Here is a 12,423-nt window from a genome sequence, read left to right as displayed (position 1 = left end):
CGCGCTCAGCGGGCGAGTCGTGCTTCGAGCCCCAGCTTCACCGCAGGCCACTCGTGCGGGAGCACGGAGTACACGACCGTGTCGCGGAGCGTCCCCTGCGGGCCCAGCCGGTGGTTGCGGAGCACACCGTCCTGCTTCGCGCCGAGACGCTCGATCGCCGCGCGCGACTGGCGGTTGTGCCACGACGTGCGGAACTCCACCGCGATGGCGTCGCAGCTCTCGAACGCGTGGCCGAGCAGCAGACGCTTCGCGGCCGTGTTGACCGCCGTCCGCTGCGCCGACGGCGACAGCCAGGTGTGCCCGATCTCGACGCGGCGGTTGGGCTGGTCGATGTTGCAGAACGTCGTCATCCCCACCGCGACATCGTCGCGCAGCACGGCGAAAGGGTTCATGTGGCCCTCGTCGCGCCAGGCGAGACGCTGCGCGATGTCAGCGGGAACGGACGCGGGAACCGAGGTGTACCAGGCGTACTCGAGGCCGGCCGTGGCTCGCGCGAGGTCGTCGGCGTGGTCGAGGTCGAGCGGGACGAGTCTCACGTGGTCGTCAGCGAGCTCCACAGGTTGCGTCAGCAGCACTCCCGAAGCCTAGCGGCGCGGATACGCGATACAGACGTCGGACGGGTGGTGCTGGTGGGGTGTCCGGGGTTGCTCGAGGCGACATCGGCCCCGCGCGTCCGACGAATGTATCGCCAGAAGCGCGGGACCGTGCGCGCCGGAGGGCGGGTGTCAGCCGATGGCCGCGAGCAGCTCGCGCACGCCGGCCTCGAGCGCGGCGAGCCGGGATGCTGCGTCGGCGGCCGAGTCTCCGCGAACATCGAGGTACAGCTTGAGCTTCGGCTCGGTGCCGCTGGGGCGCACGAGGATACGGGCGTCGCCCTCGAGCCACAGGCGCAGGATGTCGCCGAGCGGCGGACCCGATACCGGAGCGGCGAGATCCTCGAACGACACGACTGCCGCGTCGCCGATGCGGGTCGGCGGTGCCGCGCGGAGCGCTGCGGTGATGCGTCCGATGACCGCGAGATCGTCGACCCGGACCGATACCTGCCCGCTCGCGAAGCTGCCGAACTCGGCGTCGAACTCGGCGAGGAGATCGCCCAGCGTCCGACCCTGTTCGCGCGCCTCGGCGGCGAGGCCGAGGATCGCGATGGCGGCGGAGATGCCGTCCTTGTCCTTCACGGTCTCGGGGTTCACCAGATAGCCGAGTGCCTCTTCGAAGCCGAAGACGAGTCCGGGGGCACGCGAGATCCACTTGAAGCCGGTGAGGGTGGCGTGGAAGCCGAGGCCGTGGCGCTCGGCGACGACCTGGAGCGCCGGCGAGGATACGAGCGAGCAGGCCAGCGACGCGCCCTCGGCGACGCCGCCCTCCGCGGCTCGACGTGCCGCGCGCCAGCCGAGCAGCAGCCCGATCTGGTTGCCGGTCAGTCGCCGCCAGCCGCCCTCGACGGCGGCATCCGGAATGGCGACGGCGAGGCGATCGGCGTCGGGGTCGTTCGCGAGGATGAACTCCGCGTCGTTCGCGCGGGCGGTCTCGAGTGCCAGGTCCATCGCGCCCGGTTCCTCGGGATTCGGGAACGCGACGGTCGGGAATCGGCCGTCCGGCTCGGCCTGCTCGGCGACCGGGACCGGGTGCGGGTAGCCCGCAGCGTCGAGGATGCGCAGCATGGTCTCGGTTCCGACACCGTGCATGGCGGTGTAGACCCAGCGCATCCCGTTCGCGCCCGCGGGCGCCGGGGCGACGGTCGCCGTCGCGGCGACGTACGCCTCGACGACGGTGTCGTCGGCGGTCTCGTACTGCTCGGAGCGGGGGAGGACCGAGATGTCGCCGGCGTCCGCCACCCGCTGGATGTGCGCGGCGATCTCGCCGTCGGCGGGCGGGACGATCTGCGAGCCGTCGTCGGCCCCGCCGAGGTACACCTTGTAGCCGTTGTCGTCGGGCGGGTTGTGGCTCGCCGTGACCATCACACCGGCGTCGGCGCCCAGGTGCCGCACCGCGAACGCGAGAACCGGCGTCGGGAGCAGCCGCGGCAGCAGGATGGCGCGCAGCCCCGCCCCCGCGAAGATCTCGGCCGAGTCTCGTGCGAACCGCGCTGAGCCCCGGCGGCCGTCGTAGCCGATGACGACGACGGGGGGAGCATCCGGTCCGGCCTTCTCGAGCAGATACGCCGCGAGCCCCGCGGCTGCTTGCGTGACGAGCACGCGGTTCATGCGGTTGCTGCCGGCGCCGAGGCGGCCGCGGAGTCCCGCGGTGCCGAAGGCCAGGCGCGTGCTGAAGCGGTCGACGAGGTCGGCCGCGGCCGCTTCGTCGCCTGACTCGGCTGCGGCGATGACGGCGGCCAGCTCATCGCGGGTGTCGGAGTCGGGGTCCTGGGCCATCCAGGCGCGCGCAGCGTCCCAGGGAACCGCCGGCGTCGTCGCGTCGACATTCACGCCCGTGACCGGCTCGTCCGCGCCGGTCACAGCGCCTCGATCACGCGGGCGAGGAGCGCCGAGATCACCGGCTCGGCCTCGCGCCCGGCCTCGATCACCTCGGCGTGGCTGAGCGGGGTCTCCTGGATACCGGCGGCGAGGTTCGTGATGAGCGAGAACCCGAGGATCTCCATGCCGGCCTCGCGGGCCGCGATGGCCTCGAGCGCCGTCGACATGCCCACGATGTCGCCGCCGAGCGTGCGAGCCATGCGCACCTCGGCCGGCGTCTCGTAGTGCGGGCCGCGGAACTGCGTGTACACGCCCTCGTCCAGCGTGGGATCGATCGAGCGCGCGATGTCGCGCAGTCGCGAGGAGTACAGATCGGTCAGGTCGACGAACGTCGCGCCCTCGAGGGGCGAGTCGGCGGTGAGGTTCAGGTGGTCGCTGATGAGCACCGGCTGGCCGGGCCGCCACGTCGGCTTGATGCCGCCCGCGCCGTTGGTCAGCACCATGATCTTCGCGCCGGTGGCGGCGGCGGTGCGCACGCTGTGCACGACCCGGCGAACGCCGTGCCCCTCGTAGTAGTGGGTGCGGGCGCCGATGACGAGGATGCGCTTGCCCTCGGGGGTCAGGATGCTGCGCAGCGTCCCGACGTGCCCCTCGAGTGCGGGTTTGCTGAAGCCGGTGACGTCGGTGGCGGGGATGGTCGCCGTGGTCTCGCCGATGAGCTCGGCTGCGCGACCCCAGCCGCTGCCGAGGGTGAGCGCGATGTCGTGGCGCTCGACGCCGCTGATACGGGCGATGTCGGCCGCAGCCTCGCGGGCCACATCGAGCGGGTCGACAGCGGGATCGTCGAGCGGGTGCGCGGAGGAGTCAAGCATCCCCCCACTCTAAGACTCGCGACCCTCCGGACGCAGGCGTGCGCGACCGACTCCGCGGCTGAGGAAGAATGGAGACCATGTCGCCTCTCAGCTTCGAGCGCACCCAAAGCGTCGCCGTCCTCGGCGGCGGCCCCGGCGGATACGAGGCGGCCCTGGCCGCCGCCCAGCAGGGTGCGGAGGTGACGCTGGTCGAACGCGCCGGCGTGGGCGGCTCGGCCGTCATCACCGACGTCGTCCCCTCGAAGTCGCTGATCGCCACGGCTGATGCGGCCGTCGCCATCAGCGAGGCATCCGATCTGGGCGTGCAGCTGTTCGCGCGGTCCGACTCCGGCACTCCGCTCAAGCCGGAGGTCGCCATCAATCTCGCGGCCGTCAACCGCCGGCTGCTCTCTCTCGCTCGCCAGCAGTCCGACGACATGCGCGCGCAGCTCGTCGAAGCGGGCGTGCGCATCATCTCCGGCCACGGGCGCCTCGACGGCACGCACGCCCTGATCGCGGCGACAGGTCCCGGTGGCACCGACTTCGACCGCGTGGAAGCCGACACCCTCGTCGTCTCCGTGGGGGCGTCGCCGCGAGAACTGCCCAGTGCGAAGCCCGACGGGGAGCGCATCCTCACCTGGACGCAGCTCTACGACATGAAGTCGCTGCCCGAGCACCTCATCGTCGTGGGATCCGGTGTGACGGGAGCGGAGTTCGCCTCGGCCTACATGAACCTCGGGGCGAAGGTGACGCTGATCTCCAGCCGCGACCAGGTGCTCCCGGGCGAGGACGTCGACGCGGCCGCGGTCATCGAGAAGGTGTTCAAGCGCGGCGGGATGACGGTGCTGTCGAAGTCTCGCGCCGAGAAGGTCGAGCGCACCGAGAACGGCGTCGTGGCGACCCTCTCGGACGGGCGCACGGTCGAGGGGAGCCACTGCCTCATGGCGGTCGGCTCGATCCCCAACACCGCCGGCATCGGTCTCGAAGAGGCGGGCGTCCAGCTGACGGATTCGGGCCACATCCAGGTCAACCGCGTCGCGCGCACATCCGTGCCGAACATCTACGCCGCGGGTGACTGCACCACGTTCGTGCCGCTCGCCTCGGTCGCCGCCATGCAGGGGCGCCAGGCCGTGTTCCACGCGCTCGGCGACACCGTCATCCCGCTCGAGCGTCGCCGCATCACCGCGAACATCTTCACCGCGCCCGAGATCGCGACGGTGGGCCAGCAGCAGAAGGACATCGAGTCGGGCCTGGTCAACGGGTACGTGCACAAGCTCCCGCTCGCCGCGAACCCGCGCGCCAAGATGATGGGCGTCAAGGACGGCTTCGTGAAGATCATCGCGCGCGAGGGCTCGGGAACCGTCATCGGCGGTGTCATCGTGGCGCCGCGCGCCTCGGAGCTCATCTACCCGATCGCGATCGCCGTCGAGCGCCGTCTCACGGTCGACCAGGTCTCGCGGGTCTTCGCGGTGTACCCCTCGCTCACGGGCAGCATCACGGATGCCGCTCGCGCGATGCACCTCGTCCAGCGCGACGAGGACCCGCTCTCCTGAGCCGAGCGCACGAGCGTCGGAGAATCGCGCGGGAGTCGGAGTAATCCTGGCGATCGCTCCGATGTACGCGCCTCTCTCCGACGCTCACGCGCGGTCATGCGGCGCCGTGTCAGCTCACATCGGCGTAGTAGCGCGTCTCCGGCTCGGCGCGGACGGCAATCCTGACGGCTGTGGTGCGGGTGGCATCAACGAGCTCGAGAGCGTGCGGCTTCTCGTCGCAGTCGATGCTCGTCTCCACGCCACGCGAGCCGGACGTCGTCGAAGCCTCGACGAACACCGTCGCGGTGTGACCGCCGAAGCACCGCACCTCGACCACACTCGCCGGCGCCGGCTCGGCGAGCGTCAGGATGACCCCTGCGCTCCGGTCGCCGGAGTTCTCCAACGGCATCGTATGGCCGCTCGTCGTGCCGATGCCGACATCCGCGCCGGCTTGTTCGGCCGCGACCGCGGCGAGCCACCCGTCGGCCGCCGCGAGGTCGACCGTGTCGGAAGCGCAGGCGCTCAGCCCGAGAGCGAGCCCCAGCAGGCAGACGATGGGAATGACACGTGCAGGGCGGCGCATGCCCCCACCCTAGGGGTCAGGAGATGGTGAGCAGGGGGTGACCTGCGCCCACGGTGGTGCCCGGCGTCGCGTCGATGGAGCCGACGACGCCGTCCTTGTGGGCCTGGATGGGCTGCTCCATCTTCATCGCCTCGAGTACCACGACGAGGTCGCCCTTGACGACCTGCTGGCCGGCTTCGACCGCGACCTTGACGATCGTCGCCTGCATCGGTGACTTCACGGTGTCGCCGGATGCCGCGGCGCTGGCGTTGGCCGCGTGCGAGCGCCGCGAGGGCGGCACCTGGGCGGGGCGGCCCACCGCGACCGGAGGGGAGGCGACCCGGTCGGGGAGGCTCACTTCGAGGCGCTTGCCGGCGACCTCCACGACGACCGTGTGGCGGCCGCTGGGCTCGGCGGGAGCCTCGAGCTCGCCGTCCCACGCCGGGATGTCGTTGACGAACTCGGTCTCGATCCACCGCGTGAACACGCCGAATGTGCCGTTCTCCGCCGTGAAGGCGGGCTCGCGCACGACGCGGCGGTGGAACGGCAGGACGGTGGGCATACCGGCGACCTCGAACTCGTCGAGCGCGCGGCGCGAGCGCTCGAGTGCCTCCTCGCGGGTGCGACCCGTGACGATGATCTTTCCGAGCATCGAGTCGAACGCGCCAGAGACCGAGTCGCCGGCCGTGACACCGGAATCGAGACGGATGCCGGGACCGCCGAACGTCTTGAAGACGTGGATGCGGCCGGGCTGCGGGAGGAAGTTGCGTCCCGGGTCTTCGCCGTTGATGCGGAACTCGATCGAGTGTCCGACCGGTGCAGGATCGTCGTAGTCCAGCGTGCCGCCCTCGGCGATGCGGAACTGCTCGCGGACGAGGTCGATCCCGGTCACCTCTTCGGACACGGGGTGCTCGACCTGGAGGCGCGTGTTGACCTCGAGGAACGAGATCGTGCCGTCGGCGCCGATGAGGAACTCGCAGGTTCCCGCCCCGACATAGCCGACCTCGCGCAGGATGGCCTTCGAGGCGGAGTAGAGGATGTCGTTCTGCTCGTCCGTGAGGAAGGGCGCGGGCGCTTCTTCGACGAGCTTCTGGTGGCGTCGTTGCAGCGAGCAGTCGCGCGTGGAGACGACGACCACGTTGCCGGCTGCGTCGGCGAGGCACTGCGTCTCGACATGGCGCGGCTTGTCGAGGTACTTCTCGACGAAGCACTCGCCGCGGCCGAACGCGGCGATCGCCTCACGAGTGGCCGACTCGAACAGCTCGGCGACCTCGTCGAGCTCGCGCGCGACCTTCAGACCACGCCCGCCGCCGCCGTAGGCGGCTTTGATGGCGATCGGCAGGCCGTACTCGTTCGCGAAGGCGATGACCTCGTCGGCACCGTCGACGGGCCCGGGGGTACCGGGCGCGAGCGGAGCGCCGACCTTCTCGGCGACGTGCCGCGCGGTGACCTTGTCGCCGAGAGCCTCGATGGCCTCGGGGGAGGGGCCGATCCAGGTGAGTCCCGCGCCGATGACGGCGCGGGCGAACTCGGCGTTCTCCGCGAGGAAGCCGTAGCCGGGGTGCACGGCGTCGGCGCCGGAACGTCGCGCGACGGAGAGGATCTTCTCGATGGAGAGGTAGGTCTCGGCGCTCGTGGACCCCTCGAGGGCGTACGCCTCGTCGGCGAGGCGGGCGTGGAGCGCGTCGCGGTCCTGGTCGGCGTAGACGGCGACGGACGCCTTCCCGCTGTCACGGGCGGCGCGCACGATACGGACGGCGATCTCGCCGCGGTTCGCGATCAGGACCTTGGCGATCTCAGGCATGAATGCCAGCCTAGCGAGCACGCGGCCCCGTCTTTTGGATCACTCGCACAAAGTGACCAGCCGAACGTGAGTGGATGCCTACGAAGCGGGCCCGCCGTTCATGATGTCAGCCGCGTGGTCCAGAGGTCGGGCCAGGCCACGCCGAGCTCACGGACGAGGCGGCGCAACGTCGACAAGGACATCCCGACGACCGTGGAGGGATCGCCGTCGACCCGCGTGATGAAGGGGCCGCCGAGGCTGTCGACAGTGAAGGCTCCCGCCACCTGCAGAGGTTCGCCGGTGCCGACGTACGCCGCGATCTCGTCGGCGGTGATGTCGTCGGCGAAGGTCACCGCGGCATCCGCGACGGCGTACGCCTCCTGCGCAACGGTCCCCGGGCGCACGCGGAACACCGAGTGCCCCGAGTGGAGGATGCCTGTGCCCCCGCGCATCCTCTCCCACCTCGCGGTCGCCACGTCGGGCCGGAGCGGCTTGCCGAGGACATCGCCGTCGAAGGCGAACATCGAGTCGCCCCCGATGACGATGCCGTCGAAGTCGGGTTCGAGTCGCGCGAGCGTCGCCACCACGTCGGCCGCCTTGCGTCGCGCCAGCAGCAGGACGTGCTCGTCCGGCGGCAGCACGCGACCCTCCTCGGCCTCGAGGGCGGCGACGACGGCCTCCTCGTCGACCTCGGGGGCACGGGTCGCGGGTTCGATGCCCGCCTGACGCAGCAGCATGAGGCGGGCGGGGGAGGTCGAGGCGAGGCACACGCGCATGCCGTTCACGCTACCTGCGGGCGCGCGTGTGCGAGCATCGAGGGATGCAGTCCGGCGACCTCCTCGATCTCGACGTCACCGACGTCGCCCACGGCGGCGTCTTCGTCGCACGACACGAAGGCCGCGTCGTCTTCGTCCCCGACGCGATCCCCGGTGAGAGGGTGCGCGCGCGGCTGACCGACACCGCGAAGTCGTCGTTCTGGCGTGCCGAGGCGCTCGAAGTGCTCGAGGCTTCGCGGCATCGGCGACCGCACGTCTGGTCGCCCGCCGACATCGGCACCGCGCCGGAGAACCGCCCGGGCGGGGCCGACTTCGGGCACATCGACCTCGAACACCAGCGCGAGCTCAAGCAGCGCGTCCTCCGCGACGCTCTGAAGCGCTTCGGCGGTGTCGACAGCGACGTCGTCGTCGCGGCAGCCGGCGCCGACGAGACGCCGGACGGCACGGGATGGCGCACGCGCGTGAGCCTCCACGTCGACGGGGATGGACGCATCGGGCCCTTCGCCGCGCGCTCGCACCGCGTCGTCGAGGTCGACGACCTGCCGCTCGCCACCCCGGCGATCGCCGAATCGGTAGCCCGCGGCCGGTCGGCCGCTCCCGGGCGCCTCGACCTCGTGCAGCCCTCCGACGGGCGCGTGCGAGCCCTGGCCCGCCCGGAGACGCCCCGCCGTCGAGGTCGGGGCGGTCCGCGTCCGGCGGCCGACCCGGCGCTGCGCGAAACCGTGATCGAGAGGGTCGGCGACCGGGAGTTCCGCGTCGACGCCGGAGGGTTCTGGCAGGTCCACCGGCTCGCGCCGGTCGCGCTGCGCGACGCGGTCCACAGCGGCCTGCGATCCGCCGGCCGCACCGTCGATCCCGACGCATGGCACCTCGACCTGTACGGCGGGGTCGGTCTCCTCGCGGCCGCCGTCGCCGAACTGGGAGGCACGGCCACCCGCATCACGAGCGTCGAGTCCGACACCCGCGCCACCGACCACGCCGGGGAGAACCTGGCCGAGTGGGTGGGTGCCCGCGCCGAGACCGGCCGGGTCGACCGCTGGCTGGCGCAGGTCGAGGAGACCGCATCGGCTGCCGAACGCGCCCGGCTGCGCGCCGGGGTGACGGTTCTCGACCCGCCGCGGTCGGGAGCGGGACGAGACGTCGTCGATTCGCTGCTGCGGCTTCGGCCTGCGACCCTCGTCTACGTCGCGTGCGATCCGGTCGCCCTCGCGCGCGATCTCGGCATGCTGCGCGCGGGCGGCTACGCGCCGGTGTCGTTGCAGGGCCTGGACCTGTTCCCCCATTCGCACCACATGGAGGCGGTTGCGGTACTCACCGACGAGGGCCCCCTGTCCTAGGCTGAGCCCATGACACGGGTGGCACTCATCGACGATCACGAGTCGGTCCGGCTCGGGCTCGCCGCCGCCTGCTCCCGAGCGGGAGTCGGGGAGGTCGTCTTCACCGGCAGCACCGTCGCCGAGTATCTGCGATGGCGGAAGGACACGGGGGAGTCACCGGCGGATGTCGTTGTGCTCGACCTCATGCTCGGCGACGGCGCCACCGTGGCGGAGAACGTCGCTCAGCTCGTATGGGACGGATCGCAGGTCATCATCCACAGCGTCGCCGACCGGCCGGCGGCGGTGCGTGAAGCCCTCTCTGCGGGCGCGTTGGGCGTCATCAGCAAGTCGGCGCGCACCGACGACGTCGTCGCGGCGGTTCGGACGGTGGCGCGGGGCGAACACCTGGACAACGTCGAGTGGGCCAGCGCGGTCGACGGCGACCGGGCGTTCGCCGATGCCCAGCTCTCCGCACGCGAGCGCGACGTGCTCCGCCTGTACGCCGCCGGACTGCCCCTGAAAGCGGTGGCCGAGCGGCTCGGGATCGCCTACTCCACCGCGAAAGAGAACATCACCCGGGTGCGCGTGAAGTACGTCGAGGTCGGCCGTCCCGCACCCACCAAGGTCGACCTCCTCCGCCGTGCGATGGAAGACGGTCTCGTCGGCGAAGCCTCCGATGCCCGCTGAGACCCCGGGCACCGGCACTACCCGCCCGCGTCGTCCCGCGGAGTTCCGCGAGGCCCTGGCCCAGACTCAGCGCTTCACCCAGTCGCGCATCGACCGCATCCTGGGCATCGTCGTCGGCACCGGAAGCGCCGTCATCGGAATCCAGGCGCTCGTGGGAGCGCTCAGCACCCCCGCCGGACATTCCGCCTGGCACACGATCCTGCTGATCGTGGTCCTGGGCACGCTGCTGATGATGTGCGTCGCGTTGATCACCTCGCGGGCCGTCCGCGTGTTCGCCGCGATCTTCGCCGGCGTCTTCCCGATCGCGACCGTCCTGTGGCCGCTGGCGGCCGACCGGTCGACCACCGTCGACGAGCAGCCCTGGTTGTGGTTCCTCATCAACGTGGGGACCGTCGCGGCCGTCTTCTGCATGCCGCTCGCCGGACAGATCGTCTGGGCGTTCCTTCTGCCGTTGCTGTACGGCGCGATGCGGCTCACACTTCTGCCTCTCACGCCCGCCACCGTGCTCGACGTCGCGCTCGACTCGGCGTTCGCGATCATCCTCGCGAGCGTCCTGATCGTCGTCGGCTGGATCCTCCGGTCCCTCGCGGCGAGCATCGACAGCGGACGGGAGGGCGCGGTCCGCTCCTTCGCGCAGGCGGCCGCAGCAGACGCGGTCGAGAAGGAGCGGGTCGCCGTCGCGGCACTCATGCACGACAGCGTGCTGGCAGCACTGATCGCGGCCGAACGCGCCGAGACCGACCGGGAGCGGACTCTCGCGGTCGCCATGGCCCGCGAAGCGCTCACGCGACTGGCGAACGTCGACCAGGAGGTGGGCGAGGGCCCCGACGCCCCCATCCCGGCAGGCGTCGTCGGTGCCGAGCTCGAAGCGACGGTCCACCGACTGTCTCCGGACGCCGGGGTCTCTCAGCGGATCGAACCCGATGCCCGGTCTGTGCCGGGCCGTGTCGCCCGAGCGCTGCACCTCGCGGCGGCGCAGGCGGTGACGAACTCGGTCGAGCATGCCGGCGCTGCGAATCTGCGCGTGTCGTTCCACGCCGACAGGGCTGGGCTTGCGATCACCGTCGCCGACGACGGACCCGGTTTCGAGGCGACGCGCGTCGCCGAGGATCGCCTCGGGATCCGTGCCTCGATCATCGCGCGGGTGGCCGCTGTGGCCGGGGCCGCCACGGTCGACTCCGACGCATCAGGGACGACCGTGTCCATCAGCTGGCAGGAGAGCTCATGAACCGCTCGGTCCGCTGGGTGCTGTCGGCACTCGGGGTCGCCTTCACGGCGTACTTGGCGGTCGGCGGCATGTTCTGGACGCGCCCCGTCGATGTCCCCGTCGTGCTGATCCTGAATCTCGTCGTCTACCTCGCCGTCACGGGCCTGTGCATCTTCTGGCCCACGCGGCCGATGGATGCGGCGGCGAAGCCGGCCGCGGAGGTTCCGGCGATGAGCGCCGTGACGGCGGGCATGAGCCGTCCGGCGCCGCTGCCCCTGTGGATCGCGCTCCTCGCCCTCGCGGTCACCGTCGTGATCCCGTCAGCCACCTGGTGGGCCGCGGGCGAAGAGGGGCGGCTGCAGCCGTTCGCGACCTGGAGCCTCGGCGGGCTCGGTGCCTTGATGGCTGTCCTCGTCGTTCGCCGGCGCTCGATCGTGGCCTGGTCGGGCATCGTCGTGCTGTTCCTGCAGTCGGTCGTGTGGATCGGCCCGGAGCCGACGCTCTCGCTGGGAGCCGTCGGTTCGGCGATCTGGGTGGGCGGAGCGCAGATCATCGTCCTGCTGATCGACCGCGCGGCCGTCGAGACCGCGCAGCTCACGGCGCTTCAACGCGAGGCGTCCGAATGGCTCGCCACACAGGAGGGCCGCCGTCGCGAGCGCCGGGTCCGCGTGCAGCGCGCGCTCGCCGTTGCGGGGCCGGTGCTCTCGCGCACCATCAACGCGGGCGGCGACCTCGACGACGACGAGCGTCTGCAGGCGCGGCTCGCGGAAGGGCGTCTGCGCGATGAGCTGCGCGGTCCGCGGCTGCTCGACGACGCGGTGCGCCGCGTGCTCGAAGACGTCCGGCGAGCCGGATCCCACGTCACTTTCCTCGACGAGGGCGGCCTCGACGGCCTCGATGAGCGCGAACTCGCCGCCATCCGCGCCGAGCTCGCCGACGTGCTCGATGGGGCACGGTCGGAGCGGCTCTACATCCGCACCTCGACGCATCCCGACACGGCGGTCACGGTCGTCGGTCGCTCGCGTCATGACGACGACGCCGATGAGACGGTCGATCTCTGGCGCGAGATCGCGCGGCCCCGCCCGCGTCTCTGACCGAACGGAAGGTGCTGGGGGCGAGGGGCGGCGAAGCCGCCCGCCCCTCGCCATGCGAGTGGTTACCCGAAAACCGACTCGCAGCAGTCACCGGCTAGAAGCTCGGGTGACCGAACGCAGCAGCGTTCCAGCACATTCAGTCTGCGGCAGCGTGCCAGATCCGTCTGTAGGTATTTCGGGGGACAAAATCAGTTTCGCCCG

General features: G+C 71.4%; 11 protein-coding genes. 5 read left to right on the top strand and 6 right to left on the bottom strand.

Annotated features, from left to right (window positions below; translation table 11 throughout):
- Positions 1-5: 5 nt before the first annotated feature.
- From ACLBWJ_RS14560 to ACLBWJ_RS14550, 3 genes are all read right to left on the bottom strand, one after another.
- Positions 6-575: a GNAT family N-acetyltransferase gene (locus tag ACLBWJ_RS14560; protein ID WP_274178911.1), complete on the bottom strand. Its 570-nt coding sequence runs from the start codon at positions 573-575 to the stop codon at positions 6-8.
- Between the two features lie 150 nt (positions 576-725).
- Positions 726-2,372 carry a phospho-sugar mutase gene (locus ACLBWJ_RS14555; protein ID WP_447660669.1) on the bottom strand — a complete coding sequence of 549 codons (1,647 nt, stop codon included), beginning with the start codon at positions 2,370-2,372 and terminating at the stop codon, positions 726-728.
- Positions 2,373-2,452: 80 nt separating this feature from the next.
- Positions 2,453-3,286 (bottom strand): purine-nucleoside phosphorylase, encoded by an 834-nt coding sequence (locus tag ACLBWJ_RS14550; RefSeq protein WP_112617398.1) that lies wholly within the window; start codon positions 3,284-3,286, stop codon positions 2,453-2,455.
- Between the two features lie 68 nt (positions 3,287-3,354).
- On the opposite strand from ACLBWJ_RS14550, the gene ACLBWJ_RS14545 reads away from it, so the two are divergent.
- Positions 3,355-4,818 (top strand): NAD(P)H-quinone dehydrogenase, encoded by a 1,464-nt coding sequence (locus tag ACLBWJ_RS14545; RefSeq protein ID WP_114588564.1) that lies wholly within the window; start codon positions 3,355-3,357, stop codon positions 4,816-4,818.
- Between the two features lie 109 nt (positions 4,819-4,927).
- Here the strand turns inward: ACLBWJ_RS14545 and ACLBWJ_RS14540 are convergent, their stop codons facing one another.
- The 3 genes from ACLBWJ_RS14540 to ACLBWJ_RS14530 all read right to left on the bottom strand — a co-directional run bounded on the left by ACLBWJ_RS14540 (position 4,928) and on the right by ACLBWJ_RS14530 (position 7,918).
- Positions 4,928-5,380, bottom strand: a complete 453-nt coding sequence (locus ACLBWJ_RS14540; protein WP_447660621.1) for a hypothetical protein — start codon at positions 5,378-5,380, stop codon at positions 4,928-4,930.
- A gap of 16 nt (positions 5,381-5,396) precedes the next feature.
- Complete coding sequence (locus ACLBWJ_RS14535; RefSeq protein ID WP_447660620.1) at positions 5,397-7,163, bottom strand: acetyl/propionyl/methylcrotonyl-CoA carboxylase subunit alpha; 1,767 nt, start codon at positions 7,161-7,163, stop codon at positions 5,397-5,399.
- 98 nt (positions 7,164-7,261) lie between these two features.
- A complete protein-coding gene (locus ACLBWJ_RS14530) occupies positions 7,262-7,918 on the bottom strand; it encodes a Maf family protein (protein WP_274178907.1) in 657 nt (218 codons plus the stop codon).
- Positions 7,919-7,962: 44 nt separating this feature from the next.
- Here ACLBWJ_RS14530 and ACLBWJ_RS14525 point away from each other — a divergent pair, with 44 nt between their 5' ends.
- The 4 genes from ACLBWJ_RS14525 to ACLBWJ_RS14510 are packed head-to-tail and all read left to right on the top strand — an operon-like array spanning position 7,963 to position 12,222.
- Entirely contained in the window at positions 7,963-9,255 is a 1,293-nt protein-coding gene (locus tag ACLBWJ_RS14525) for a class I SAM-dependent RNA methyltransferase (protein ID WP_112617394.1), read from the top strand.
- 9 nt (positions 9,256-9,264) lie between these two features.
- Positions 9,265-9,921 carry a response regulator transcription factor gene (locus ACLBWJ_RS14520; RefSeq protein WP_114588562.1) on the top strand — a complete coding sequence of 219 codons (657 nt, stop codon included), beginning with the start codon at positions 9,265-9,267 and terminating at the stop codon, positions 9,919-9,921.
- Complete coding sequence (locus ACLBWJ_RS14515) at positions 9,911-11,149, top strand: sensor histidine kinase (protein WP_274178905.1); 1,239 nt, start codon at positions 9,911-9,913, stop codon at positions 11,147-11,149. The genes ACLBWJ_RS14520 and ACLBWJ_RS14515 overlap by 11 nt, the downstream gene beginning before the upstream one ends.
- The gene (locus ACLBWJ_RS14510) at positions 11,146-12,222 is read left to right on the top strand and encodes a hypothetical protein (RefSeq protein WP_112617392.1); all 1,077 of its coding nucleotides are present in this window, start codon (positions 11,146-11,148) and stop codon (positions 12,220-12,222) included. The genes ACLBWJ_RS14515 and ACLBWJ_RS14510 overlap by 4 nt, the downstream gene beginning before the upstream one ends.
- Positions 12,223-12,423 lie beyond the last annotated feature (201 nt).

This window comes from Microbacterium sp. M4A5_1d (genome assembly GCF_053345465.1).
This window is presented reverse-complemented; position numbering and strand designations above follow the sequence as displayed.